The organism is Nitrobacter sp. TKz-YC02, from assembly GCF_049852135.1.
Classification (GTDB): domain Bacteria; phylum Pseudomonadota; class Alphaproteobacteria; order Rhizobiales; family Xanthobacteraceae; genus Nitrobacter; species Nitrobacter vulgaris.
Genome location: NZ_CP180728.1, coordinates 2,312,995 through 2,337,509, shown reverse-complemented (window position 1 = coordinate 2,337,509; position 24,515 = coordinate 2,312,995). Strand labels below are relative to the sequence as shown.

Sequence of the window (24,515 nt, the reverse complement as noted above, 5' to 3'; positions counted from 1 at the left end):
CATCTTCGCGTGTGACCACGGGTTGACGGCAGGTCTCCTGGCTCGCGGGTCGTTACCTGGCGTCGCCTTCCCGGGGCCGAGATATCCCAGTGGCGTGTGACGCAGATTCACCGCTTACAGTTGCGGGGGCAGCCGTGGCGTTAGGATGATCCCGCACCACGTTCCCTTTTGATCTCCCGAGGGAGAACCGTCGCCGATCTGTTTGGGGGGGAACAAAGTCGATGTCAATCGACTGAGCGATTCAGCTACGGCTTTTCCTCGTGGCGTTGCATATCCGCAGCAACAAGTTGCCGCCGGCGAGATCTGCTTTGTCTGCATTCTCGAGGCTGTATGTTGCCGATGCGAGCAAGCCGTCTGGGCAGGCGGACTTGCAACCATCCTGTTTGGGGCGGGAGCTATACGCTGCCGGTACCGGCGTTTGCGTCAGACCACTTCGCCCCGTGCTGCCGCGGCGGCGCTGCGGATCGCGTCCATGTTCGCCTTGTAGGACTCCATGGTGCCGCCCTTGAACACCGCGGAGCCCGCCACAAAGGCATTGGCGCCGGCGGCGCCGAGTTCACCCGCAACGTCGGGGCCGACTCCGCCGTCAACCTCGATGTCGATCGGCCGTCCAGCGATCATCGTACGCAAATCCCGAATCTTGCCGACCGCCGAGGAGATGAACTTCTGGCCGCCGAAACCGGGATTGACCGACATCACCAACACCAGATCGACCATGTCGAGCACGTATTCGATGGTGGAGAGCGGCGTTGCGGGATTGAGTGTGACCCCCGCCTTCTTGCCGAGCGCGCGAATGGCCTGCAGCGAGCGGTGCAGGTGTGGTCCCGCTTCGACGTGAACCGTGATGTGATCACAACCGGCCTTGGCGAAGGCTTCGAGGTAAGGATCGCACGGCGAGATCATCAGATGAGCATCGAAGATCTTCTTCGTGTGCGGGCGCATCGCCTTGATGACATCGGGACCGTAGGAGATGTTCGGCACGAAATGGCCGTCCATCACGTCGAGGTGGATCCAGTCGGCCCCCCCCTGATCGACGGCGCGAACCTCCTCGCCAAGCTTCGAGAAGTCGGAGGCCAGGATCGACGGTGCGATAACGAGAGGACGCGGCACAAAAGTCTGGGACATGAACGTTTCCGAAAATTTCTGCGGAGCTTGAGAGAGCCCCGCGTAACATGAGCCGCGTCCGGGGGCAATGAGCGGCGTCAGCACCGGGTCGGGGGACGGAACGCGAGTACGAGGATTCTCTTCATGACGTTTCTCCATTGCTGAGATGCGCGACTGTGCGCACGAGGAGAGTATCCGCCGGTCAGATTGTTGTCTAACTAACCTTAAATACACAAAATAATACAATTATATATTTATACTATACTTGAATTACATGCCATCCTCGATGGCGGAAATGCACGCCAGATTGGAATCATCTTTCAAACCGATCCTTCCATGCCGGCAATGCGTTCGGAAACGGAAGTGCTTTTGCTTCATAGACGCCGCGTGCGATCGCGCGAGCCACCGTGTTGGCTGCGATCATTCCGAGTTCGGTCAATCCGACGAGCGGATCGATTCGCTTGGCTCCGGTGGCGGCAGCGAACACGATATCGCCGTCCAGGGGAGCGTGAACTGGATAAATCGCCCGCGCGAAACCGGTTTGGGCGATGATCGCAAGCCGTCTGGCTTGCGGTTTGGTAAGCACCGCATCGGTGATGACGATAACGAGCGTAGTGTTTTCGCCAGCGTTTGCTGTCCCGCCGCCCTTCAATCGCATCGCCAGCATCTCCGGCGTGAACGACGGCGGCAACCCACGTCCGCCGTATTCGTCACCGGATTCAAATGGCGCCGCCCAGAACCAGGGGCCGTCTCCGACTGTTACGCTGCCGACCGCGTTCACCACGGCGAGCGCCGCCACCCGCACGCCACTTGGTGTGGCGGCCGAAGCGGAGCCGACACCGCCCTTCATATTGGCGGTCGTAGCGCCAAGTCCGGCGCCGGTGCTGCCGAGTGCGAAATCGTTTCCCGCCGCCGCTGCTGCGGCGTAGCCGAGATCGCGATAGGGCGCAAAACGACCCCACTGCTTGTCGCCACCGTTCAAGAGATCGAACACGACCGCGCCGGGCACAATGGGTATGACCGCGTTGCCGATCGCAAAGCCGCGCCGCTGTTCGGCGAGCCAGGCCTGAACGCCGCCGCCGGCCTCGATTCCAAAAGCAGAGCCGCCTGACAGCGCGAGAGCGTCGATCCGCTCCACCGTATTGACCGGGTCGAGCAGGGTGCTGTCGCGCGTACCCGGGCCCCCACCACGCACGTCCATCGCCGCGACGACTGGGGTATCGAAAAGCACCGCCGTGACGCCTGACGCCAGCTTCGTGTCGTCTGCGTGGCCGACACGGACCCCGGAAATGTCGGTAAGAAGGTTCTTCATGGTTCGGTCTCGTTTGCGGGCGATGGGAAACGGCCGACCGTCAGATGACGGCACGGGCGTGTCCGGGTCAACCGATCACGCCTGATCACAAATGTCACGGAAGGAAGCGAAGCCCTTGCATCGTGGCGCGATGGCAGGGCAAGTAGCCGCATGATTCACGACGTTTCCTTTCCCGCCGCCATGGTCGCGGGCCTTGTCAGCTTCCTGTCGCCCTGCGTTCTTCCGCTGGTGCCGCCTTATTTGATCTATCTCACCGGCACTACCATCGAACACGTTTCTCACGACGAGACAGTGAAGGCATCGAAGCGGGCCGTGATGCTCGCCGCGTTGATGTTTGTATTCGGCTTTTCCACGGTCTTCGTCGCGCTAGGCGCCAGTGCGAGCTTCATCGGCAGCCTGATCCGGGCCTGGTCGGCGCAATTGTCGATCGTTGCCGGCATCGTCATCATCATCATGGGCCTGCACTTTCTCGGGCTGACGCGAATCGGCTTTTTGATGCGCGAAGGACGGCTCACGGCGCCGAAGCCGGTCGGGTTATGGGGCGCCTATGTGATGGGGCTCGCGTTCGCATTCGGGTGGACGCCGTGCATCGGGCCGATCCTGGCGGCGATTCTGTCGGTGGCGGCGGCGGAGGACACCGTCGTGAAGGGAGCGGGTTTGCTTGCGGTGTATTCGGCCGGGCTCGGCCTTCCGTTTCTGCTGGCGGCATTCATGGTTGAACAGTTTTCTTCGCTGCTCAATCGGATGAAACGTCATCTCGCTAAGATAGAGCGTGGAATTGGCGTACTCATGGTGCTGACCGGCATCGCATTTCTCACCGGAACGATCTCCAACGCTAGTATCTGGCTGCTAGAGACCTTTCCGGCGTTGCAGAATTTCGGATGATTGGACGAGGCACCTGGCTTTACTCTCGCTCGGTAGGATGACGCGCGCGGGTCTTCCCCGCGTTCGCGGGGACGATGCCATGATGAATGTCGCGGCTCAGATGGCGGGGTCGATCTCGGCATAGTTGCCCTTGTCGTCCCATTTGTAGATGACATAGCCCATCTGCTTGATGTCGCCCTTCGCATCGAATTCCAGCTTGCCGAGAATGGTATCCCACGCGCCTGCCTTGATGACTTTCATCACCTTCATAGGATCCGTCGTGCCCACTTTGGCAGCGCCCTGTGCCCACACCTGCATCGCCGCATAGGTGTAGAGCGTGTAACCTTCCGGATCGACGCCCTTGGCCTTGAATTTCTCGACGATCGCCTTGGCTGTCGGCTTCTTGCGCGGGTCCGGGCCGAAGGTGAACAGTGTGCCCTCGGCAAGAGGGCCGGTAATGGATGCGAACTTCTTGTCGTTCATGGCGTCGCCTGCCATCAGGATGGTCTTGAGGCCCTGATCACGCATCTGGCGCAGGATTAGTCCGGCCTCCTGATAATAGCCGCCGACGAACACCAGATCGATGCTGTCGCGCTTCAGCCGCGAGACGATGGAGTTAAAGTCCTTGTCGCCCTTATTGTAGGACTCGAACATCTTCTCCTGAAATCCGGCCTTGTTCAGCGCCTTCTTGGTCTCGTCGGCGAGGCCCTTGCCGTAGGTGGTCTTGTCGTTAAGGATGGCGATGTTCTTGCCTTTGAAGTTTTCGACGATGTATTCAGCGGCGGCGACGCCTTGCTGGTCGTCGCGGCCGCAGACACGCAGCACGTTCCACAGCTTGCGTTCCGTGAACAGCGGGTTGGTCGAGGCCGGCGTGATCTGCAGTACATTGCCGTCGGCGTAAGCTTCGGAAGCCGGAATGGATGACGACGAGCAGAAATGCCCGGCGACGAACGGAATACCCCGGCTTGCGATTCTTTCTGCGATGGAGCGCGCTTGCTTCGGTTCGCAGGCATCGTCGCCGATGAACAGCTTCAGCTTCTTGTTGAGCACGCCACCCGCATCGTTGGCATCGGCAACGAACTGTTCGGCGCCGTTCTGCAACTGGCGGCCGAAAGCGGACTCGCTGCCCGTCATCGGGCCGGCCACCGCCACTGTGATATCCTGGGCGAAGGTCGTGGCCGAAAGCGCCAGCGAGGCGAAAAGGGTCAGACCGATCAGCTTCAATGATTTCATTCGAGCAGTCCTCGCGGAGGCGGATCAGGTACCATGTTTGCCGTTGTGCAGGCATTGTCCGATGATTTGTCGTCGGTGTCATGGACAAATTTCGAGCGCCACTCCGTGATCGCCACTTGGTCTCATCGGTCAGGGGAGCGATTCGGCATGCGCGCCATCGCCCAGTAAACTCGCGCTCTCCTCAGGCGTGGCGGCCGCCTTCGAGATAGGCCGCGCGTATTTCCGGTCGTTGCAGCAATTCCATGCCGGCACCGCTCATCGTGATCAACCCATTCACCATCACATAGCCGCGATGGGCGAGGCGAAGGGCGTGATTGGCGTTCTGCTCGACGATCAGTACTGTGAGATGGTCCTCGCGGTTCAGCGTATGGATAGCGCTGAAAATCTGCCGGGTGATCAGCGGCGCAAGACCAAGTGAGGGCTCGTCCAGCAACAACAGGCGAGGTCGGCTCAACAGCGCGCGGCCGATTGCCAGCATCTGTTGCTCTCCGCCGGACAGCGTGCCGCCCCGCTGCGACATACGCTCCTGCAAGCGCGGGAACAATCTAAGCACGCGCTCCTGGCTGGCAGCTCGCTCAGCCTTGCTGCCGGGCGTGGCGTCCGCGCCCATCTGTAGGTTCTCCGCGACTGTCATGCGCGGAAAAATGCGCCGTCCCTCCGGGGATTGCGCGATGCGCAACCGGGCCACCTCGTGCGTCGGCATGGAGCTGATGTCCTGACCATCGAACAGGATCTGGCCGGCGCGGGCGCGAGGACGACCGAAAATGGTCATCATCAAAGTCGATTTTCCTGCGCCGTTGGCGCCGATCAACGCGACGATCTCGCCGGCCTTGATGTCGAGATCGATGCCCTTCAGTGCTTCGATCTTGCCATAAGCGGCGTGAAGCCCGCGAATGGCGAGCAGGGGCGTCGCGTCGGCGTTCATACGCCGCCCTCCATGACCGCCGTAGCAGCATCCTCGTCGGCGCCGAGATAGGCCGCGACGACCTTCGGATCGTCGCGCACCGCGCGTGGCGTGCCGTCGGCGATCTTGACGCCATGGTCGAGCACAACGATGTGGTCGGAGATTTCCATCACCACGCTCATGTCGTGTTCGATCAAAAGGATCGAAGTACCGAAGTCGCTGCGGATCGATAGCAAGAGCTCGCTCAAACTGGCACTCTCGTTGGCATTGAGCCCCGCGGCCGGCTCATCAAGGCAGAGCAGCGCGGGATGAGTGCACATTGCGCGCGCGATCTCCAGACGGCGCTGGTCGCCATAGGGCAGATTGCCCGCGGCGTCATCGGCGCGTTGCAGCAGGCCAATGCGGTCGAGCCAGTCGCGAGCAGAATTGATCGCTTGCTTCTCCGCGGACCGGAACGACGGAGCGCCGATCAGGCCAAGCAGGCCGAATCCGGACGCCCGCATCAAGGCATTGTGCTGCGCGACCATCAGGTTTTCCAGCGCCGTCATGCCGGGAAACAAGCGGATGTTCTGGAAGGTGCGCGTTACCTTGGCAAATTTGCAGATGCGAAAGTCGTGCAGGCGATCGAGCCGGAAGGTCGCGCCGTCGTCGTGCACCAGGCGCATGGTGCCTCGCGAGGGCCGATAGAATCCGGTTACGCAGTTGAATACCGTGGTCTTGCCAGCGCCGTTCGGCCCGATCAGCGCAGTGATGTGGCCGCGCTGCGCGGCGAACGACAGTTCGTTGATGGCAAGGATACCTCCGAAGCGCATCATCAGTCCATCGATGGCGAGGATGGGAACAGGCGTCGTCATCCCTGACCTTCCTTCACCAGCGACGACGATATCTCTGTCCGTTTTTGCAGGAACACGGTTGGAGCGCGATGGCTGACCAGACCTCGCGGCCGCCAGACCATCAACAGCACCATGACTCCGCCAAACACCAGCATGCGAAACTGGTCAAGGCCGCGAAACAACTCAAATCCCCCGATCATTGCGATCGCGGCGAGCGCCACGCCGAGTTGCGAGCCCATACCTCCGAGCACGACGATGGCGAGAACCAGTGCCGATTCCTGAAAGGTGAAGGACTCAGGACTGATGAAGCCCTGGCGGGTTGCGAAGAACGCGCCCGCAAAGCCGCCGAACATCGCGCCTATGGCGAAGGCCGAGAGTTTCGTCGTGGTGATGTTGATGCCGAGCGCCCGACAGGCGATCTCATCCTCGCGCATGGCTTCCCAGGCACGACCGATAGGTAGCCGTCGCAGGCGGATGGTGACCCAGTTCGTAAGCAGTGCCAGCGCCAGGATAAGGTAGAACAGGAAAACCAGGCGATGCGTTGGCGAGAACGGCACGCCGATCAGCGCCGCGAAGCCATCTTCGCCCGGCGTCAGTGGAATGCCGAACACAGTAGGCCGCGGGATGCCGCTGATCCCGTTCGGTCCGCCAGTGAGTTTCTGCCAGTTGAGGATGACAAGCCGGATGATCTCACCGAATGCCAGCGTAACGATCGCGAGATAGTCGCCGCGAAGCCGCAACACCGGGAAGCCAAGCAGCATGCCCCAGAATGCGGCGAGCAGGCCGGAGACAGGAAACAGCACCCAGAACGCCCACGGGCCGAGTTGCAGGAAGTCGATCGCGAGATAGGGATAGGTTTCCATGAAATATGGAAACGGCAGGCCGCTTTGCGCCAGCAGCGCATAGGAATAGGCACCGACCGCATAGAACGCGACGTAGCCGAGGTCGAGCAGTCCGGCGAGACCGACCACGATGTTGAGACCCCAGCCCAGCATCACATAGGTCAGTACGAGGATCCCAAGGTCGAGCAGGTAGCGCTGATTGTAGAAGATGACCGGCACCAGCAAAGCGAAAATCAGAAGCGCGGGCGTCAGCAGGCGACCCAGCATCGAGAACGTACGACGCACGGTTGCTGGCAGTTCGACACTTCCGACGGGTCCGATCCAGCGCCTTAGCGTTTCGACAATGATGCTGCCGACGAACACCGCGCCGACTGTGGTCGCGAGTTCGCCGAACCGGGTCCAGTAGGTCAACTGTCCCGAGGAGCCGGATTCTGTACGAATGCCGATCATGAGCGAGAACAGCACCAGCGCCAGGACCGCGCTCACGACCGCTTTCTTCATGATGAAGACGACGCCATGATCGCGCGCCGCGGTTTGTTGGCTCAGAGCGGGCGCTGACACGTCCGAACCGTCAGACTTTTTCGACTTCGGGACGGCCAAGCAGGCCGGTCGGCCTGAAAATCAGGACGACGATCAGGATCGAGAAGGCGGCGACATCCTTGTACTCGATCGAAAAGTAAGCCGACCAAAAGGTCTCGATCAATCCGATCGCGAGACCGCCGAGCATCGCGCCAGGCAGCGAACCTATGCCGCCAAGAACCGCGGCGGTAAATGCCTTGATGCCGGCGACGAAGCCCATGAAGAAATCAACCAGGCCATAATACAGCAAGTACATCATGCCGGCGACGGCAGCGAGCGCCGCCCCAATCACGAAGGTCATTGAGATGGTGCGATCGACGTTCACGCCGAGCAGCGCCGCCATGGTCTGATCCTGTTCGCACGCGCGCATATCGCGGCCGAAGCGCGTGCGCGACACAATGAAACTGAAGATCGCGAGCAGAACGATGGTGGTAACCACCACCACGATCTGGACGTTGGATAGTTGGACTGCAAAATTTCCGGAATCGTGAAGCGTGTAGCCGCCGGTGATGAGCGGCGGAATGGGCTTGGCCTGCGCGCCTTGCGAAACCTGAGAAAAATTGAAGAGCACGAACGACATGCCGATCGCCGACAAGAGCGGCGCGAGTCGAAACGATTGACGCAGGGGCCTATAGGCAAGGCGCTCGACAACCCAGCCGTACACGGCAGTAACGGCCATTGAAACGAGGAGCATAACGAGCAGGATCAGCGGCACGGCGGAGAGGCCCATCGATATCAGGATGAGGAAGGTGATCATCGCGATGAAGCCGCCGATCATGAAGATGTCGCCGTGAGCGAAATTGATCATGCCGACGATGCCGTAAACCATCGTATAGCCGATCGCGATCAGCCCATAGATCGAGCCGAGTACGACGCCATTGATGAGTTGCTGGGCAAGATAGTCCATGCGCTGCCGTGATCTGCGTATCCGAATGTGACTATATCAGACGCGATGCTAGGCTCCGGCAGCCGGACCGGCGCGTCTTGAATCAATGTCTAACAGTGGGAATCGAGGGCGGCAACCGCGGCAATTTCAGCGGGACCGGCGGCTGTGTATTTCTCCGGCGTCGTTTGCTCAGCGGAAGCAGGCCGCTGCCGGGGCGGGGGTTAAATCGGCCAGTCTAACGGCAATTTGGCGGGTAAGCGGTTGGAAATCCGTCAAATCATAGTTCCCAGTCTCCCGAAATCCAATCGATGCGGCTCCGTTCGCGTTGGGGTTTTGTCCACAGGGCTGCGGGACTGTTAAGGTAAACAAAGGGTTTCCGTTGCGCCGCTCGGTTTACCCGACGTTAATCACCGTCAAGGCCGCGCTGGTTCCCGACGCGGCGGCCACGCGATTAGCGGGATGGCGCATGACCAATTCCTGGCGCATCAGCACCGTCAACGGAGCGTTGCTGGCGCTCTATTTCATTCCTGCCTGGACCTTCGTCGCTTTCAAGATCGTGGCGTCGCCGGTGCACGGACTTTACGACCTGGCCAATGTGTCGGTTGCGTTGTTTCTCAGCGACCACCTCCATTTCGCGGCGATGGATCTTGTGCGGTTAGCCTGGCTCCTGGCGCTCGGCAAGATGACCGTCGTCGCGTTCTTCGCAGTGTTCCTGGTGATGACCACGCGCGCTTCGGTCCGGAAGTCAGGCAGCTTCGACGAGGCATTGGCGCTCGCGCTCGGCATCGGCAGCCTCATCGCCTTTGCCAGCATGGTGATGGCGTCACGAGTCGGCGAAATGGCCGCGGTGCGCCTGCATGCGACCGAACTGCTATTGCTACTTGGCGGCGCCATCCTGATGGCGGCCGAGCCGCCGTTCCAGCGCGATCCGCCGCCGGTGAGGCAATGGCCTTCGCAGCCGGAAGTCTCTCCTTCAACTAATGCCAGTTCCTGAACGATCGTGCTGGCTGTCTTGACCGCGTGACCGGTTGCAGGGCGTTCATTGGCTACTGCTGCATCAGGAAGCCGGCCACTGCCTCTGTGAAAGCGTGTGATTGTTCGACGTTAGAGATATGTGCGGCGTCAAGGATGGTCATGCTGGCGGAGGGAATCTGGCTGCGGATGTATTCACCGGCCGCGACAGGCGTCGACAGGTCGTGCCGTCCGGCGATGACGAGCGTAGGGCTTTTGATGCGCGGCAGCAACGCGCGCTGATCCAGGGTACTCAACGCCTGACAGCAGGCGATGTAACCTTCCACCGGAGAGGTGCTCAACATGGCTTTAATCTTCGCCGTGACCTGAGGTTCGCGTTCGCGAAAGCTTGCGGTCAGCCAGCCGCTGATTACGGTGTTGGCGATTGCAGCGAGACCGCCATCCTTCACTGCCTTGATGCGGGCGTGCCAATTGGTCGGATCGGGATAGTAGCAATTCGTATTGGCGAGAATGATCCGGTCGAACCGCTCCGGTGCATTTGCTCCGAGCCATTGACCGACCATGCCGCCCATGGATAGTCCGCACCAGTGCGCTCTCGTGATGTTGAGGTCGTCCAGAATTGCCAGCACATCCCGGCCAAAGCGCTCCATCGAATAGGGGCCGGGTGGCGCACCGGATTTGCCATGGCCGCGCCGGTCATAGCGGATGATTCGGAACAGCTTCGACAGTGTCGCCATCTGCGGCTCCCACATCTGCAGCGTGCAGCCGAGCGCGTTCGACAACACCAGCGTCGGGCCGCCGTCGCGCCCGTCGACGGAAACATTCAGCAGGCAACCCTCGGCATCGATCATGGGCATTGTCGTTTCTCCTCCAGACTCAAGCGTTTTAGTCGGGAGCGATCGGTTTCACCATCGGAAATCGCCGCGCTTATGTGTGAGCTCTCCACCGCGGTCCTCTTTCTTTTGCGGCTGTCGTACTCTACGTCAGGGGTGAGCGCTTTCGAACAGTGTGGCCGCCGATCAAGGAGGCAAGCTCATGGCGATGACAATGAGCGGCGAAGTCGAGCTCGCAGCCTCTCGCGATCGTGTCTGGGCCAAGCTCAACGATCCCGAGGTCTTGAAAGCTTGCATTCCCGGTTGCGAGGACTTGATCAAGACCGACGCGAACCAATTCCATGCTGTCGCCAAGATGAAAATCGGTCCGGTATCCGCCCGCTTCAAGGGCAAGGTGACCCTTAGCGATCTCGACCCGCCGAACGGATACAAGATTGCAGGTGAGGGGGAGGGCGGCGTCGCCGGATTTGCAAAGGGTGAAGCAACCGTGGTGCTGGTCGATCACAATGGCGGCACACTTCTGAAATACGAAGCCGCGGCGCAGACTGGTGGCAAGCTGGCGCAATTGGGTCAGCGGTTGATCGGCGGTACAGCCAAAAAGCTGGCCGACCAATTCTTCGCGAGCTTCGCCGAAGTCGTTCAGGGATAAAGGCGGTTCAGGGATAGGCCTATCTAAAGATCCGCTTCGGCGTGACCGGCGTTGCCGTTGTATGAACCCATTATCGGCATGGCTCATATGGTGTATTGTAAAACGACCTTCCGACGTGCGACCGTAGAGAGTGTCAAATGGCCAAGATTTCGCTGATCGTGAACGGCAGGCCGGCCACTGCCGATATCGATCCCCGCACGCTGCTGGTGCAGTTCTTGCGCGAGAACCTGCACCTCACCGGCACCCATGTCGGATGCGATACCTCGCAGTGTGGCGCTTGCATTGTGCATCTCGATGGGAAAGCGGTGAAGTCATGTACTACGCTGGCGGTGATGGCCGATGGGCACGAGATCAAGACGATCGAAGGTCTCGCAGCGGACGGGGCCTCCCTGCATCCGATGCAGGAGGCGTTTCGCGAGCATCACGGCTTGCAATGCGGCTTCTGCACACCGGGCATGATCATGACCGCGATCGATATGGTCCGCCGCAAGGGTTACGATCTTGACGATCGTACCATTCGCGAGGAACTGGAGGGCAACCTCTGCCGCTGCACCGGCTATCAGAATATCGTCACATCGATTGCGGCCGGCGCGATGGCAATGGCCAAATCGGATCTCGCATGAGCGTAGAGTTACACGCCGCGAGACGATACCAGAGAACCTGAGCCATGTACGAATTCAAGTATCATCGACCGGCGACCTTGGAGCAGGCCGTCAGCCTCCTGGCCGAGAGCGAGGACGCCATGTTGATCGCGGGCGGCCACACGCTGGTGCCGGTCATGAAGCAGCGGCTCGCAAGCCCCGCACATCTGATCGATCTTACGCATATCGAAGGTCTTGATAGCATCGAGATGAGGGAGGGCCTGCTGGTGATAGGCGCGACCGCGAAGCACGCCGATGTCGCCGACTCGCCGATCGTGGGCGAGGCTATCCCGGCGCTCGCCGAACTCGCTGGGATGATCGGCGATCCAGCTGTGCGCCACAAAGGTACCATCGGGGGCTCGCTGGCCAACAACGATCCCACGGCCGATTATCCGGCAGCCTGTCTGGCGCTCGGCGCCACCATCGTCACCAACAAGCGCCGGCTGAAATCAGATGACTATTTCCAGGGAATGTTTTCCACCGCGCTGGACGCGGATGAGATCATCACCCAGGTGATGTTTCCGCTGCCGGAGAAGGCAGCCTATCAGAAATTTCGCAATCAGGCTTCCCGCTATGCTCTGGTGGGCGTGTTCGTTGCTAGGCGGCCGTCGGATGTGCGTGTCGCCGTTACGGGCGCCGGGGCCGATGGCGTGTTCCGCTTGGCGGCGTTCGAAGAAGCTCTGAAAAAAAGCTTCACATCGAAATCGCTTGAGGGGCTGTGCGTTCCCTCCGACGGCCTCAACAGCGACTTGCACGGCAGCGCGGAATATCGCGCGCATCTGATCGGGGTGCTTGCGCGGCGAGCAGTCGATTGCGCGAACGGTAAGGCATGACATGCGGATGCTCGCCGCGCTGGGTCAGATCTCATGACGACGGTATTGCCATCTTCCGTCGATGCAACGCTCGCTCTGCTGGCGAAGCATGGCTATTTCGCCGAGCGTTCCTTGGCGACTGTCGTGTTTCTTTCGCTGCGCATGGCGCGGCCGCTGTTTGTCGAAGGCGAGGCAGGTGTCGGCAAGACCGAGATCGCGAAAGTGCTATCGGCTGCACTGGGCCGCAGGCTGATTCGGCTGCAATGTTATGAAGGATTGGATGTTGCCTCCGCCGTCTATGAGTGGAACAGCCACGCTCAGATGATTGCAATTCGGCTGGCCGAAGCGGCGGGTGATACCGATCGCGAGCAGCTTTCCAGCGACATCTTTGCCGAGAGATACTTGATCAAACGGCCGTTGCTCCAGGCCCTGGAGCCGGATGTCGGCGGCCCGCCGGTACTCCTGATTGACGAACTCGATCGCGCCGACGAAGCTTTCGAAGCCTTTCTTCTGGAAATCCTCAGTGATTTCCAGGTGACGATCCCCGAATCCGGTACCGTCAAGGCGGTGACACCGCCGATCGTTATCGTGACTTCGAACAGGACGCGTGAAGTTCATGATGCGTTGAAGCGCCGCTGTCTCTATCACTGGGTGGACTATCCTTCCGCCGAGCGCGAACTTGCGATCGTCCGGTCACGGGTAGCAGGTATCTCCGCCGCATTGTCGCAACAGGTCGTCGGCTTTGTGCAGGCGCTGCGCAACCGGGATTTCTACAAGAATCCGGGCGTCGCCGAGACCATCGACTGGGCGACGGCGCTGACCGAGCTCGATACCCGTTTGCTGACGCCGCAGGTTGTCGGCGATACCATCGGCGCGCTCTTGAAATATCAGGATGATATCGGCCGGATGCAGGGCGACGCTTTGCAAAACCTATTGAAGGAAGCCGCCAGCAACCAATAAAGCAGGATTCGCATGGCCATCCATCTCGATTCGCCGACCGGCCGTATTGCGGACAACGTTATCGGCTTCGCCCGCACGCTGCGCGCCTCCGGTCTTCCCGTGGGTTCGGCCGCCGTCATCGACGCGCTGAACGCATTGCGCTTGATCGACATCGGCAATCGCGCGGACGTTTTCAGTACGCTTCAGGCGGTTTTGCTGACTCGCCACGAGCATGCGCTGATATTCGCGCAAGCCTTCGAGCTTTTTTTTCGTATCGCAGAGCAACAGAACAACATGCTGGACTCGGTTCCGCTGCCGGACCAGGCCAGGAAACCGCCGTCGTCTACCTGTCTGCGTGTTCTTGAGGCATTGTCGCAGCCTGCGATCACGGGTGAGCGCGAGGCGTCGCGGGAGCATGAGATCCGGCCTTCTGTCTCCGACCGCGAGGTGCTGCAAAGGAAGGATTTCGCCCAGATGAGCGCAGCCGAGATGGCCGAAGTGACGCAGCTGATCGCGAAGATGGAACTGCCGCAAGCCAAGCTGCGCACACGACGCACCCGGCCCGATTCACGAGGAGCGTCGCTGGATCTGCGCCGCACGCTGCGCGGCGGCCTACGCACCGGGGGCGAGATCGTCGATATTCAACGCCTCGGCAGGGCCGGCAAGTCGGCGCCGATCGTAGCCCTGCTCGATATCTCAGGCTCGATGAGCGAATATACGCGACTATTTTTGCATTTTCTCCATGCTGTCGCAAATGAGCATAAGCGCGTTTCGGTCTTTCTGTTCGGAACGCGGTTGACTAATGTGACGCGCGCGTTGCGCGCGCGCGATCCCGACGAGGCGCTGGCCGCTTGTTCCTCGGTGGTGGAGGACTGGGCGGGGGGAACGCGGATCGCGACCTCGCTGCACCACTTCAACAAGCTGTGGGGCCGGCGCGTGCTGGCGCAGGGCGCCATTGTACTGCTGATCACCGACGGGCTGGAGCGGGAAGCCGACTCCAAACTAGCGTTCGAGATGGATCGGCTGCACCGATCCTGCCGTCGGTTGATCTGGCTCAACCCGCTATTGCGCTATGACGGCTTTGAGCCCAAGGCGCAAGGAATTAAGATGATGCTACCGCACGTTGACGAATTTCGCCCGGTGCATAGTTTATCATCCATCGAGGGGCTGGTTGCTGCGCTTTCCCGGGCGTCGAGACCAATGGCCGCGGTCCCTTCGCCCCGTAGCTTGAACGAGTGGCATCATGCTGGATCGCGATGAAGACATTCTGAGGGCGGCGGAAAACTGGAGGAAAGAGGGCAAGGGCGTCGCGCTGGCAACGGTCGTTGAAACCTGGGGCTCCGCACCGCGTCCAGCCGGTTCGAGTCTCGTCATCAACGAAGACGGCACGTTTCTGGGCTCGGTCTCGGGCGGCTGCGTCGAAGGCACCGTGGTGACCGAGGCGCTGGACGTGATCTCCAGTGGGGCGCCCAGGATGCTGGAGTTTGGTGTCGCGGATGAGACCGCGTGGACTGTCGGCCTGTCATGCGGGGGCAGGATCCGCATCTTTGTTGAGAAAGTCGTTTAGTGTCATTGGCGTAAAGTTCTTCCGTTATGATGGGATATGATGGGATATGATGGGAGGCCCATCCGGGGACTTCGATCGAAAGGGCACTAGTGGTCCGATTCTAACATTTGGTTCGTAGACTCGCCTGAGGTGGGCACCAAATGTCAGATCCATTCCACTAGTCTTGTAGTGCGAGAGTACCCCTGTTTTCCGAGTTCGAACGGGGGGCTGTGGATGTTTACGATCTCGGTCTCAGGCGTTTGTCGTGAAGTTTGCCACACTTTCAGCGATCAATATCGAGCGGGCCGCGCGGAGGCCGGTGATCGTGGTGACCGATATCGATAATGGCGAGCAGCGCCTTATAAACGCCGCTGACATTGCCAGCGATCCTTTGCATATCGAATTGGAACGACATCTGCGTATGGGCAAGAGCGGCACCATTGAAGTCGCGGGCCGGAAGCTGTTCCTGAACGTCTATGCGCCGACCGCCAAGCTTGTGATCGTCGGCGCGGTTCACATTAGTCAGGCGCTGGCGCCGCTGGCGCGTTCGCTCGGCTATGATGTCACCGTGGTCGATCCGCGCTCCGCATTTGCAAGTCCTGAGCGGTTTCCGGACGTGACGCTGATCGCCGAATGGCCGGATGTTGCACTGCCGCCGCTCAACATGGATCATTATACAGCCTTTGTTGCTGTCACTCACGATCCGAAGATCGACGATCCTGCGTTATTGCACGGGCTGAAGTGCGATTGCTTCTACATCGGGGCATTGGGCTCGCGGAAGACCCACGTTCAGCGTGCCCTCCGCCTGAAAGCACAAAACATTTCTAATGCTGACATCGAGCGCATCCACGCGCCGATCGGCTTGGAGATCGGCGCGATTTCGCCCTCCGAGATCGCCGTGGCCATCATGGCGGAAATCACGGCGCAGCTACGGCAGCCGAAAGCGAGCGCTGCATGAAATTTGGTCCCGCTACCCCGGACGATGCCATTGGCGGTGTCACTGTTCATACCCTGCGGCAGGGTACGTTTGTACTCAAGAAGGGCACCATCATTGGGCCAGTGGAGGTTGAGGCGCTCAACAGGGCGGGTGTGAAGGAAGTTGTCGTCGTTCGCCTCGATGATGGAGATGTATCGGAGGACGAGGCGGCGGCGGATGTCGCGAAAGCGGTTGCCGGCGATGGTGTCACGGTGGAACGGGCGTTTACCGGCCGGGCTAATCTGTTCGCGTCGCGGGCTGGCGTGCTGGTGATCGATCGCGTGGCCGTCAACCGCATCAACAATGTGGACGAAGCGATCACCTTTGCGACGCTTTCGGCCTACAAGCCGGTAGTCCAGGGCGAGATGATCGCCACCGTCAAGCTGATTCCGTTCGGCGTTGAAGCGAAGCTGCGCGATGCCGCGATTGCGGCGGCAGGCGGTGGTGTGTTGCGGGTTGCGCCTTACAGCATCAAGCGCGTTGGCATTGTCTCGACCATGCTCCCTGGCCTTGCGCCGAAGGTGATCGACAAGACATTGCGCGTCACCGCCGAACGTCTCGCGCCAGCGGGTGCGACGATCATCGCCGATCGTCGCGTGACGCATGACCAAACCGTACTGTCGGCGGCGATCACGGAGATACTCGATCTCGGCGCCGAGCTGGTTATCGTATTCGGTGCATCCGCGATTGCGGATCGCCGCGATGTCATTCCCGCGGCCCTCACCGATGCGGGCGGCGTGGTCCAACATTTTGGTATGCCGGTCGATCCGGGCAACTTGCTTCTGATCGGAAAAGCGCGTGGCGTGCCGGTGCTGGGTGCCCCGGGTTGCGCGCGGTCTCCCGTTGAGAACGGGTTCGATTGGGTACTGATGCGGCTGCTCGCCGGATTGAAGGTCGCGCGACGTGACCTGACCGGCATGGGCGTCGGCGGCCTGCTGATGGAAATCGTGACGCGACCGCAACCGCGTATCTCACCTGCGACCGACACCAACAGCAATATTGCAGCGGTGGTCCTCGCCGCAGGGCGATCAACCCGCATGGGCGGCCCCAACAAGCTCTTGGCGGAGCTGAATGGCAAGCCGCTGGTCCGTATCGTGACCGAGCAGGTGCTAGCGTCAAAAGCATCGAGCGTCACGGTCGTTACCGGCCATGAAGCAAGGGAAGTCGAGCGCGCACTGCGGGGGCTCAACGTTACCTTTGTGTACAATCCGGATTTCTCTACGGGTCTCGCCGGCTCGGTCAGAACCGGTATCAGCACGGTTCCTAAAGAGGCCGGCGGCGCCTTGATCTGTCTTGGCGACATGCCGCTGGTCGATGCGCAACTCGTCGATCGGCTGATTGCAGCGTTTGCTCCGGATCGGGGTATGCTAATAGCCGTCCCCGTCAGCGACGGCAGGCGCGGCAATCCGGTCTTGTGGTCGCGGCGCTTTTTCGGCGAACTGATGTTGCTTGAAGGTGACGTCGGCGCGTGCCATCTGCTCGCGCGTCACGCCGAGGCGGTGGCGGAAGTCTCAGTCGATGCTCATGGTGCCTTCTTCGACATAGATACGCCTCAAGCATTGGCGGCGATTCAACGCGGCTGATAATGAGCTCCTGGACGGCGCTGTCCGGACTTCAGAGAGGGCGCTGACGGGCGACGTCAGGCCCACGACCTGCATCGGAGAATTGTTCAGGACGCATCGACGCTGCAAAGCGGTGCGGTCCCGCTTTCAATCCGGTCGGCTTGCGATGCATCAATGAGATTTCCGCTCCAGACTGGGTCCGTCGGCGCTTCGACTTCCTTAGATTTACTAGCTATTTCAGACAGATAGGTTGCATCACGGCGGATTGACTGCCCGGGGCAAAGGTTTACCTTTATTATGACTGACTGGTCAGTCATAATAATCAGATGAAAGCTGCAAAACCCAAACGACCAAACGCCGCCACTGCGAAGTCCGCCAAAGGCCGATCTGCCACAAGCAGAGCCGGTGCGACCTCCACGCAGACGGGCAGGGCAGCCAAACCTCCGGACCGCGCAGCACGCGCAGCGCAGCGGCGCGAGGCGATCATCGCGGCGGGACTCGATGAATTCACCGCGCGTGGTTTTGCCGCAACCCGTCTGGACGACGTGGCAAAGCGGGCAGGCGTCGCCAAGGGTACCATCTATCTGCACTTCAAGGACAAGGAGGCGCTGTTCCAGGAGCTTGTGCGCACGGCGCTCGTGCCGCTGATCGAAAATCTGATGACTGTGCCTGCCGCTGGCGGATCGGTACGCGAGATCCTTGAACGCTTCGCTGAGACCTTTGTGCGCGACGTTGCCGGAACCAAGCGCGGCGATATCGTTCGCTTGATTATGGCGGAGGGCACGCGCTTTCCGTCGCTCGCCGACTTCTACTTTCGTGAAGTCGTTTCGCGTGGCCTCGCGGGCATGCGCAAGCTGATCGAATACGGTATTGAGCGCGGAGAAATCCGCAACGCGCGCCTTGCCGACTTTCCCCAGATCGTTATTGCGCCTGCCATGGTCGCCGTGATGTGGCAAGGCCTGTTCGGCCGGCATGCGCCGCTCGATGCCATGGCAATGTTGAAGGTCCATCTCGATCTGATCTTTGGCGAACGGAGAGCTTCATGACCGCGCTGCGTACAGTCGCGCGTGCCGGCACCGCGTTGGCGCTGGCGGTTCTCGTTGCCGGCTGCGGCCAGAAACTGCCGCCCGGCTATCAGGGTTGGGTCGAGGCCGATATGATTTTTGTGAGTCCCGACGAGAGTGGTCGCGTTACCAAACTGAATGTGCGCGAGGGCGACGCTGTCGAGGTCGGCGCGCAGCTCTATTCGGTCGACGATGACCTGCAGCAGGCTGATCTCAATCAGAACAAAGCGACGCTGGCGAATGCGCAGCAGACTTACGATCGTGCGGCCTCGCTGAGGAAAACCGGGGCCGGTACGCAGGCGACTCTGGATTCCGCCGTCTCGGCGTTGCGTGTCGCCGAGGCGCGGGTCAACACCTCGCAGACGCGGCTGTCGCGGCGCAAGGGCTTTGCGCCGGTCGCAGGGACCATCCAGCAAATCTATTTCCGCGAAGGCGAGATGACGCCGGCGCAACGGCCGGTGCTGTCGATCATGCCGCCGGGTAACATGAAGGTCCGGTTTTTCGTGTCGGAGCCGGATTTACCGAAACTCAGGATCGGGCAGGATGTTCACATCACCTGTGACAACTGTGCGCCCGATCTGACGGCAAAGATCTATTTCATCGCCACTCAGGCTGAATACACACCGCCGGTGATCTATAGTCTCGAGGAGCGCAATAAGCTGGTGTTCCTGGTTCAGGCGCGGCCCTCCAGGCCGGACAGTCTCCGCGTTGGGCAGCCGGTCACCGTGCAGATCGACGCCGCGCCACCCGGAGGGGTAGCACCATGATCCAGGCAGCCGTGAAAGCGTCCGACATCGCGATCGAGGTTTCCGGCCTATCGAAATCGTTCAACGGCCGCGAGGTCGTGCACGACCTGTCCATGCAGGTAAAGCGCGGAATGATCTACGGCTTCCTTGGTCCCAATGGGTCGGGCAAGACCACCACCATCCGCATGCTCTGCGGACTGCTGACGCCCGATAGCGGCGAGGGTACCTGCCTCGGCTACGATATCCGCCGCGACGCCGACAAGATCAAGCGCCGGGTCGGCTACATGACCCAGCGTTTCAGCCTGTATCAGGACCTGTCGGTGCGCGAAAACCTGGAGTTCGTTGCACGGCTCTACGGCATTCGCGGTGCGCCCGGCGCGGCGCGAGCCATGATCAAGCGGCTCGGTCTTAACGGCCGCGAGGAGCAGCTTGCGGGTGAATTGTCCGGTGGCTGGAAGCAGCGCCTTGCGCTTGGCGCCTGTACGCTGCCGAACCCGCAACTTCTATTGCTCGACGAGCCGACCGCCGGTGTTGATCCGAAAGCGCGGCGTGAGTTCTGGAATGAGATTCACGCGTTGGCTGCGGACGGCCTGACGGTACTGGTCTCCACCCACTACATGGACGAGGCCGAACGCTGTCACGAGATCGCCTATATCGCCTACGGTCATCTGCTTGCGCATGGCACCGTAGATGATGTGATCGCGAAATCGGCGCTCACCACCTACACAGTCACGGGCGGCGACCTCAATGGGCTGTCGGCTGAGCTTGCAGGCAAGCCGGGCATCGACATGGCCGCGCCGTTCGGTACCAGTTTACATGTCTCCGGCCGGGACAAGGCCGCGCTCGAACAGACGATCGCGGCCTATCGCAGTCGTGGCGATCTGCATTGGCAGCAGAGCGAGCCGTCGCTGGAGGACGTGTTCATCGAACTGATGAGCCGTTCGAAGGACAATTTCCAATGAGTGCTGCGAACGACCACTCCTCCGAAAGAGAAATGCCGTTCGGATTCTGGCGGCGCAGCTACGCCATGCTGGTCAAGGAGTTCATCCAGCTCCGGCGCGACCGGGTATCGTTCGCGATGATCGTGATGATTCCGGTGATGCAGCTCATGCTGTTCGGCTATGCGATCAACACCACACCGCGCCATCTTCCGACCGCGGTCCTGCTGCAGGAAGACAGCGACCTCGCGCGCTCGATTCTGAAGGCATTGGAAAATACGTCCTATTTCCGTTTCACGCAGGAGGTGCATGACGTCGATACCTTCGACAATCTCCTGAAATCCGGCACGGTGCTGTTCGGTGTCGAGATTCCGCGTGGCTTCGAGCGCGGGGTGCGGCGTGGTGATCGTCCGGCGCTGCTGGTTGCCGCTGATGCCACCGATCCCGTCGCCGCCGGTTCCGCGTTGAGCGCACTCGGCCCGGTCGTGCAGACCGCGCTCGCGCACGATCTGCATATTGGCGATCCACCCGATCCGCCATTCGAAATCCGGGCGCATGCGCGGTACAATCCGGCGGCGTCGTCGCGGCTGAACATTGTGCCCGGGCTCGTCGGCACCATCCTCACCATGACCATGCTGATTTTCACGGCCTTGTCGGTCACGCGCGAGATCGAACGGGGCACCATGGAGAGCCTGCTGTCGATGCCGATCACGCCGGTCGAGGTGATGATCGGCAAGATTTTGCCCTACGTGCTGGTTGGATTTATTCAAGCAGCCCTGATCATCGGCATTGGCGTGCTGCTATTCGGCGTTCCCATCGATGGCAGCCTGACGTTGTTGGCGTTGCTCTCGACGCTGTTCATCACAACCAATCTCGCCGTCGGATACACATTCTCGACCATCGTGCAGAATCAGCTCCAGGCCATGCAGATGTCGATGATGTTCTTCCTGCCAAGCATCCTGTTGTCCGGTTTCATGTTTCCCTTCGCCGGTATGCCCGTGTGGGCGCAGCGTGTCGGGGAGTGCCTGCCACTGACGCACTATGTCAGGATTGTCCGCGCCATCATGCTGAAGGGCGCGACGATGCAAAACCTGAAGTACGACACGCTCGCGTTGCTGGCGCTGATGCTGGTGGCCATGGCGATCGCGGTGACACGATTCCGCCGCACGCTGGACTAGCCGAAGCTAATGGAAACATCACTTTCGAAGCAAAGCGCTGACGCGCCCGTAGATGCCACTGCGATCGAAACTGTCTTCCACCAAGCCGGCGCCGACCGACCATTCCAACATCCCCGTCTTGAAGCCCGTGAGGTGGGTGCCGATCCGGTATTGGGTGCTGAACCGATCGGTGGATACGGAGCCTTCGGGTCCGATCCAGAACCGGTCGAACAAACGCCAGCCGGCCGCGGCGCGGGCGCTATACACCGAGTAGATGGTGGTGATCGCGCCGGAAGCAGCCACCATCATCGCTGGCGTGGGCTCCCACCATAGCTCGCTCGCTAACTGGCCGCCGAAACGGCTTCCGCTCAACTTGCCGGTTTGAACGTCGGGTTTGACCCCACGAATTTCCAGGGTTGGACCGGCAAACACCCTGATCTCGAGGTCACCGCGCTTGGTCCGCCAGCCGGGCAGGGCCGAGGCGCGGAAGATGTTGGTTGTGAAGCGCTGCGTCGCGGTGTCGTACCGTTCGAGATTGTCGGACATAAACAGACGAACGAGAAAACCATCGTTGTTCAAGTCACCTTTCGGCGCCAGCAGCATTCCGTTGTAGCCGGCCAGTCCGTTGCTCCAGAGATCAACGCCGCTGAAAAACAGGAATCGTTCGGGTCTGGAGCCACCGCTGAGATTATCGGTCAGCGGCGGGGTTACCGCAGGCTGGGCCATTGACCGACCAACGGCCGCCCACACCAATAAGGCGGCCATGCCAAATGCGCGCACGCTCCCCAACGTACCCGAGCCCCCACAAGCCCCAAACGCCCATACGTACAACTACTGATAGCAGGCGGGCAGGCAGTCGCGTAGGGAACAATATGGAAACACCCTCAAGGTTTTTTTAACCAACCGTTCTTCGTCACCTCAACCGTGCAATCAATTCCATCGCGCCCGCAGGTGCGCGAACCTTCCCTTCGTGGATCACGTAGGCGAACACGTCGCGCGCCACTTTCTTCGGCGGGGCCTCGCCCACGCGCGGCAGATCGTCGGGTTCGCCCCCTGTGGCCCAGCATTGAAAGCGCTTCGCCCAGGCATCGAGCTGCTTCGGAGGATAGCAAGTCTTGATCTCGTCGCTGCCCCTTTGCAGGCGCGCATAGACGAAATCCGCGACGGTATCGGCGATCGCCGGATACTTGCCGTGTTCGGCGAATACGACCGGCACTTGGAACTGCCGAAGAAGCGAAATGAAGGCCGGTGTGCAGAAGCTGTCGTGGCGAACTTCGACCACATGCCGCAGCGCACGTCCGTCCAGCTTCTTCGGCAAGACTTCGAGAAACTTGCCGAAATCGGACTCGTCGAAAGTCTTGGTCGGCGCAAACTGCCACAGCACCGGTCCGAGCCGGTCGCCCAGTTCCAGCAAGCCCGAATCATAAAAGCGTTTTACCGAATCGCCGGCTTCGGCCAGCATCCGGCGGTTGGTGGCGAAGCGCGGACCCTTCAGAGAGAATATGAAGCCATCCGGCACCTCCCGCGCCCATTTGCGAAAGCTTTCGGGCTTCTGCGATCCGTAATAGGTGCCGTTGATCTCGATCGAGGTGAGCCTGGAGGCGGCGTATGCCAGCTCCTTCGCTTGCGCCAGCTTGTCCGGGTAGAAAACGCCTCGCCAAGGCGCGAAAGTCCAGCCGCCGATTCCGATGTAGATATTGCCTGCTTTGCCCGTCATATGGGACCTGCCTCTTGCGGATGTTCCGACCGTACCTACCTTAATGACAACGGCGATGTTGAAGCCCGCTCCGTCGCCGGAACGACCACGGGATAACTGGGCTGCGCCGGATGTACGCGCGCCCCGTTGTTCGTGGTCGTTGACTTTGGTCTGTTTCCATACATTTCCGGCTTTTAGCAGGATTTCCGGCTCGCGCCTGTAAGGGCTTCGCGCCGGCTACCTTGATGCGGTCATCTTGGCATCGGCGGTCGCCACGGATATATGCTGGCGCCATGAATGAAGCCATGAGACCGGAGCCGGTCGAGCTATCAACCGGAATGCCGCGTCAGCTTTCGGTTGTCGTGCCCACCTTCAACGAGCGCGACAACGTGGTTGCGCTGTACCGAAAACTGTCCGCTGCGCTAAAGGGAATTGCGTGGGAGGTCATCTATGTCGATGACAATTCCCCGGACGGAACTTCGGACATGGTGCGCGAGCTGGCTGCGGCTGATCCGCGCGTTCGCTGTATCCGGCGCATCGGTCGGCGCGGGCTGTCCGGCGCATGCATCGAGGGCATTCTGGCATCGAGCGCGCCGTGCGCCGCGGTGATGGATGCCGACCTTCAGCACGATGAAACCCGGCTGCCGGAAATGCTCGCGCTTCTGGAAAGCAACGTCGTCGACCTCGTCGTCGGCAGCCGCTACATCGAAGGCGGCAGTGCCGACAGCTTCGACAAGCAGCGCGCAGGCTTCAGCATGCTGGCAACCTCGGTCGCGAAGAAGTTGCTGCGCATCGAAATCGCCGATCCTATGAGCGGCTTTTTCATGATCCGCCGCGACCGTTTCGAACAGCTTGCGCCCGAGCTTTCAACCCAGGGATTCAAGATTCTGCTTGATGTGATCGCAACTGCAAGCGGCACATTGCGTGTCAGAGAGATTCCCTACACCTTCGGTTCGCGGCTGCACGGCGAGAGCAAGCTGGATTCGATGGTCGCGCTCGACTTTCTCGGCCTCGTGTTGGCGAAGCTGACGCATGATGCGGTATCGCTGCGGTTTCTGCTGTTCGCGCTAGTAGGATCGGTCGGCGTCGTCGTCCATTTCGCTGGCCTGTTTGTCGCGCTCGAAGTGCTGGGATGGCCGTTTCCGCACTCGCAAGCTTTCGGCGCGATCCTGGCGATGACCAGCAATTTCCTGTTCAACAATTTCCTGACCTATCGCGACCTGCGCCTGAAAGGACTCGGAATCCTTCGCGGCCTCCTTGTTTTCTATCTCGTGTGCAGCGTCGGCCTGCTCGCCAATGTCGGCGTCGCATTTTCGGTCTACGATCAGAAGCCGATCTGGTGGCTGGCAGGCGCGGCCGGGGCGCTGATGGGCGTGGTCTGGAATTACGCGGTATCCAGCCTGTTCGTCTGGCGCAGGCGATAGCAC

Annotated in this window: 25 protein-coding genes and 1 riboswitch; of the genes, 15 read left to right on the top strand and 10 right to left on the bottom strand. The window is 60.7% G+C overall.

Annotated features, from left to right (window positions below):
• Positions 1-10: 10 nt before the first annotated feature.
• Positions 11-205, bottom strand: a riboswitch (cobalamin riboswitch).
• 218 nt (positions 206-423) lie between these two features.
• Together rpe and ACM561_RS11135 are read right to left on the bottom strand one after the other, a co-directional pair.
• Positions 424-1,125: a ribulose-phosphate 3-epimerase gene (gene rpe, locus ACM561_RS11140; protein WP_079447256.1), complete on the bottom strand. Its 702-nt coding sequence runs from the start codon at positions 1,123-1,125 to the stop codon at positions 424-426.
• Between the two features lie 292 nt (positions 1,126-1,417).
• Complete coding sequence (locus ACM561_RS11135; RefSeq protein ID WP_425905098.1) at positions 1,418-2,416, bottom strand: P1 family peptidase; 999 nt, start codon at positions 2,414-2,416, stop codon at positions 1,418-1,420.
• A 150-nt stretch (positions 2,417-2,566) separates the two neighbouring features.
• Between ACM561_RS11135 and ACM561_RS11130 the strand changes: the two genes are divergently transcribed.
• Entirely contained in the window at positions 2,567-3,301 is a 735-nt protein-coding gene (locus ACM561_RS11130) for a cytochrome c biogenesis CcdA family protein (protein WP_079447254.1), read from the top strand.
• A 96-nt stretch (positions 3,302-3,397) separates the two neighbouring features.
• On the opposite strand, the gene ACM561_RS11125 is transcribed toward ACM561_RS11130, so the two are convergent.
• From ACM561_RS11125 to ACM561_RS11105, 5 genes are all read right to left on the bottom strand, one after another.
• Positions 3,398-4,513: a branched-chain amino acid ABC transporter substrate-binding protein gene (locus tag ACM561_RS11125; protein WP_425905096.1), complete on the bottom strand. Its 1,116-nt coding sequence runs from the start codon at positions 4,511-4,513 to the stop codon at positions 3,398-3,400.
• 181 nt (positions 4,514-4,694) lie between these two features.
• Positions 4,695-5,438 carry an ABC transporter ATP-binding protein gene (locus ACM561_RS11120; RefSeq protein WP_425905094.1) on the bottom strand — a complete coding sequence of 248 codons (744 nt, stop codon included), beginning with the start codon at positions 5,436-5,438 and terminating at the stop codon, positions 4,695-4,697.
• Positions 5,435-6,271, bottom strand: coding sequence for an ABC transporter ATP-binding protein (locus ACM561_RS11115; RefSeq protein ID WP_425905092.1), 837 nt, complete (start codon positions 6,269-6,271; stop codon positions 5,435-5,437). The genes ACM561_RS11120 and ACM561_RS11115 overlap by 4 nt, the downstream gene beginning before the upstream one ends.
• A complete protein-coding gene (gene livM, locus ACM561_RS11110; protein ID WP_425909715.1) occupies positions 6,268-7,593 on the bottom strand; it encodes a high-affinity branched-chain amino acid ABC transporter permease LivM in 1,326 nt (441 codons plus the stop codon). Before livM ends, ACM561_RS11115 begins: the two co-directional genes overlap by 4 nt.
• 70 nt (positions 7,594-7,663) lie before the next feature.
• The gene (locus ACM561_RS11105; protein ID WP_425905091.1) at positions 7,664-8,578 is read right to left on the bottom strand and encodes an ABC transporter permease subunit; all 915 of its coding nucleotides are present in this window, start codon (positions 8,576-8,578) and stop codon (positions 7,664-7,666) included.
• A gap of 445 nt (positions 8,579-9,023) precedes the next feature.
• Between ACM561_RS11105 and ACM561_RS11100 the strand changes: the two genes are divergently transcribed.
• On the top strand, positions 9,024-9,551 hold the full coding sequence (locus ACM561_RS11100; RefSeq protein WP_425905089.1) for a hypothetical protein: 528 nt from the start codon (positions 9,024-9,026) through the stop codon (positions 9,549-9,551).
• 52 nt (positions 9,552-9,603) lie between these two features.
• Here the strand turns inward: ACM561_RS11100 and pcaD are convergent, their stop codons facing one another.
• Complete coding sequence (pcaD, locus tag ACM561_RS11095) at positions 9,604-10,386, bottom strand: 3-oxoadipate enol-lactonase (protein WP_425905087.1); 783 nt, start codon at positions 10,384-10,386, stop codon at positions 9,604-9,606.
• 178 nt (positions 10,387-10,564) lie between these two features.
• Between pcaD and ACM561_RS11090 the strand changes: the two genes are divergently transcribed.
• The 12 genes from ACM561_RS11090 (at position 10,565) to ACM561_RS11035 (ending at position 21,413) form a co-directional block, all read left to right on the top strand.
• Positions 10,565-11,011: an SRPBCC family protein gene (locus ACM561_RS11090; protein ID WP_425905086.1), complete on the top strand. Its 447-nt coding sequence runs from the start codon at positions 10,565-10,567 to the stop codon at positions 11,009-11,011.
• 137 nt (positions 11,012-11,148) lie between these two features.
• The gene (locus ACM561_RS11085) at positions 11,149-11,634 is read left to right on the top strand and encodes a (2Fe-2S)-binding protein (protein ID WP_425905084.1); all 486 of its coding nucleotides are present in this window, start codon (positions 11,149-11,151) and stop codon (positions 11,632-11,634) included.
• 44 nt (positions 11,635-11,678) lie between these two features.
• Positions 11,679-12,485 (top strand): FAD binding domain-containing protein, encoded by an 807-nt coding sequence (locus ACM561_RS11080; protein ID WP_425905083.1) that lies wholly within the window; start codon positions 11,679-11,681, stop codon positions 12,483-12,485.
• 33 nt (positions 12,486-12,518) lie between these two features.
• A complete protein-coding gene (locus ACM561_RS11075; RefSeq protein ID WP_425905082.1) occupies positions 12,519-13,424 on the top strand; it encodes an AAA family ATPase in 906 nt (301 codons plus the stop codon).
• A 12-nt stretch (positions 13,425-13,436) separates the two neighbouring features.
• Positions 13,437-14,663 (top strand): vWA domain-containing protein, encoded by a 1,227-nt coding sequence (locus ACM561_RS11070; RefSeq protein WP_425905080.1) that lies wholly within the window; start codon positions 13,437-13,439, stop codon positions 14,661-14,663.
• A complete protein-coding gene (locus tag ACM561_RS11065; RefSeq protein ID WP_425905078.1) occupies positions 14,647-14,970 on the top strand; it encodes an XdhC family protein in 324 nt (107 codons plus the stop codon). Before ACM561_RS11070 ends, ACM561_RS11065 begins: the two co-directional genes overlap by 17 nt.
• Before the next feature lie 244 nt (positions 14,971-15,214).
• Entirely contained in the window at positions 15,215-15,907 is a 693-nt protein-coding gene (locus ACM561_RS11060; protein ID WP_425905077.1) for an XdhC family protein, read from the top strand.
• Positions 15,904-17,508, top strand: a complete 1,605-nt coding sequence (locus tag ACM561_RS11055; protein WP_425905075.1) for an NTP transferase domain-containing protein — start codon at positions 15,904-15,906, stop codon at positions 17,506-17,508. The genes ACM561_RS11060 and ACM561_RS11055 overlap by 4 nt, the downstream gene beginning before the upstream one ends.
• Positions 17,509-17,813: 305 nt before the next feature.
• Positions 17,814-18,533: a TetR/AcrR family transcriptional regulator gene (locus ACM561_RS11050; protein WP_425905073.1), complete on the top strand. Its 720-nt coding sequence runs from the start codon at positions 17,814-17,816 to the stop codon at positions 18,531-18,533.
• Positions 18,530-19,318 carry an HlyD family secretion protein gene (locus ACM561_RS11045; protein ID WP_425905071.1) on the top strand — a complete coding sequence of 263 codons (789 nt, stop codon included), beginning with the start codon at positions 18,530-18,532 and terminating at the stop codon, positions 19,316-19,318. The genes ACM561_RS11050 and ACM561_RS11045 overlap by 4 nt, the downstream gene beginning before the upstream one ends.
• Positions 19,315-20,259 carry an ABC transporter ATP-binding protein gene (locus tag ACM561_RS11040; RefSeq protein WP_079447239.1) on the top strand — a complete coding sequence of 315 codons (945 nt, stop codon included), beginning with the start codon at positions 19,315-19,317 and terminating at the stop codon, positions 20,257-20,259. Before ACM561_RS11045 ends, ACM561_RS11040 begins: the two co-directional genes overlap by 4 nt.
• A complete protein-coding gene (locus tag ACM561_RS11035) occupies positions 20,256-21,413 on the top strand; it encodes an ABC transporter permease (protein ID WP_425905069.1) in 1,158 nt (385 codons plus the stop codon). Before ACM561_RS11040 ends, ACM561_RS11035 begins: the two co-directional genes overlap by 4 nt.
• A gap of 18 nt (positions 21,414-21,431) precedes the next feature.
• On the opposite strand, the gene bcsS is transcribed toward ACM561_RS11035, so the two are convergent.
• Together bcsS and ACM561_RS11025 are read right to left on the bottom strand one after the other, a co-directional pair.
• Positions 21,432-22,172: a cellulose biosynthesis protein BcsS gene (gene bcsS / locus ACM561_RS11030; protein ID WP_425905067.1), complete on the bottom strand. Its 741-nt coding sequence runs from the start codon at positions 22,170-22,172 to the stop codon at positions 21,432-21,434.
• Positions 22,173-22,305: 133 nt separating this feature from the next.
• Positions 22,306-23,109: a DUF72 domain-containing protein gene (locus ACM561_RS11025; protein ID WP_425905066.1), complete on the bottom strand. Its 804-nt coding sequence runs from the start codon at positions 23,107-23,109 to the stop codon at positions 22,306-22,308.
• Positions 23,110-23,381: 272 nt separating this feature from the next.
• Between ACM561_RS11025 and ACM561_RS11020 the strand changes: the two genes are divergently transcribed.
• On the top strand, positions 23,382-24,512 hold the full coding sequence (locus ACM561_RS11020; protein ID WP_425905064.1) for a glycosyltransferase: 1,131 nt from the start codon (positions 23,382-23,384) through the stop codon (positions 24,510-24,512).
• The last annotated feature ends 3 nt before the right edge of the window (positions 24,513-24,515 follow it).

Bases quoted from the DNA above. Each gene is read 5' to 3' on its own strand.
- rpe (WP_079447256.1), bottom strand. From the start codon at position 1,125: ATGTCCCAGACTTTTGTGCCGCGTCCTCTCGTTATCGCACCGTCGATC.
- ACM561_RS11135 (WP_425905098.1), bottom strand. From the start codon at position 2,416: ATGAAGAACCTTCTTACCGACATTTCCGGGGTCCGTGTCGGCCACGCA.
- ACM561_RS11130 (WP_079447254.1), top strand. From the start codon at position 2,567: ATGATTCACGACGTTTCCTTTCCCGCCGCCATGGTCGCGGGCCTTGTC.
- ACM561_RS11125 (WP_425905096.1), bottom strand. From the start codon at position 4,513: ATGAAATCATTGAAGCTGATCGGTCTGACCCTTTTCGCCTCGCTGGCG.
- ACM561_RS11120 (WP_425905094.1), bottom strand. From the start codon at position 5,438: ATGAACGCCGACGCGACGCCCCTGCTCGCCATTCGCGGGCTTCACGCC.
- ACM561_RS11115 (WP_425905092.1), bottom strand. From the start codon at position 6,271: ATGACGACGCCTGTTCCCATCCTCGCCATCGATGGACTGATGATGCGC.
- livM (WP_425909715.1), bottom strand. From the start codon at position 7,593: ATGAAGAAAGCGGTCGTGAGCGCGGTCCTGGCGCTGGTGCTGTTCTCG.
- ACM561_RS11105 (WP_425905091.1), bottom strand. From the start codon at position 8,578: ATGGACTATCTTGCCCAGCAACTCATCAATGGCGTCGTACTCGGCTCG.
- ACM561_RS11100 (WP_425905089.1), top strand. From the start codon at position 9,024: ATGACCAATTCCTGGCGCATCAGCACCGTCAACGGAGCGTTGCTGGCG.
- pcaD (WP_425905087.1), bottom strand. From the start codon at position 10,386: ATGCCCATGATCGATGCCGAGGGTTGCCTGCTGAATGTTTCCGTCGAC.
- ACM561_RS11090 (WP_425905086.1), top strand. From the start codon at position 10,565: ATGGCGATGACAATGAGCGGCGAAGTCGAGCTCGCAGCCTCTCGCGAT.
- ACM561_RS11085 (WP_425905084.1), top strand. From the start codon at position 11,149: ATGGCCAAGATTTCGCTGATCGTGAACGGCAGGCCGGCCACTGCCGAT.
- ACM561_RS11080 (WP_425905083.1), top strand. From the start codon at position 11,679: ATGTACGAATTCAAGTATCATCGACCGGCGACCTTGGAGCAGGCCGTC.
- ACM561_RS11075 (WP_425905082.1), top strand. From the start codon at position 12,519: ATGACGACGGTATTGCCATCTTCCGTCGATGCAACGCTCGCTCTGCTG.
- ACM561_RS11070 (WP_425905080.1), top strand. From the start codon at position 13,437: ATGGCCATCCATCTCGATTCGCCGACCGGCCGTATTGCGGACAACGTT.
- ACM561_RS11065 (WP_425905078.1), top strand. From the start codon at position 14,647: ATGCTGGATCGCGATGAAGACATTCTGAGGGCGGCGGAAAACTGGAGG.
- ACM561_RS11055 (WP_425905075.1), top strand. From the start codon at position 15,904: ATGAAATTTGGTCCCGCTACCCCGGACGATGCCATTGGCGGTGTCACT.
- ACM561_RS11050 (WP_425905073.1), top strand. From the start codon at position 17,814: ATGAAAGCTGCAAAACCCAAACGACCAAACGCCGCCACTGCGAAGTCC.
- ACM561_RS11045 (WP_425905071.1), top strand. From the start codon at position 18,530: ATGACCGCGCTGCGTACAGTCGCGCGTGCCGGCACCGCGTTGGCGCTG.
- ACM561_RS11040 (WP_079447239.1), top strand. From the start codon at position 19,315: ATGATCCAGGCAGCCGTGAAAGCGTCCGACATCGCGATCGAGGTTTCC.
- ACM561_RS11035 (WP_425905069.1), top strand. From the start codon at position 20,256: ATGAGTGCTGCGAACGACCACTCCTCCGAAAGAGAAATGCCGTTCGGA.
- ACM561_RS11025 (WP_425905066.1), bottom strand. From the start codon at position 23,109: ATGACGGGCAAAGCAGGCAATATCTACATCGGAATCGGCGGCTGGACT.
- ACM561_RS11020 (WP_425905064.1), top strand. From the start codon at position 23,382: ATGAATGAAGCCATGAGACCGGAGCCGGTCGAGCTATCAACCGGAATG.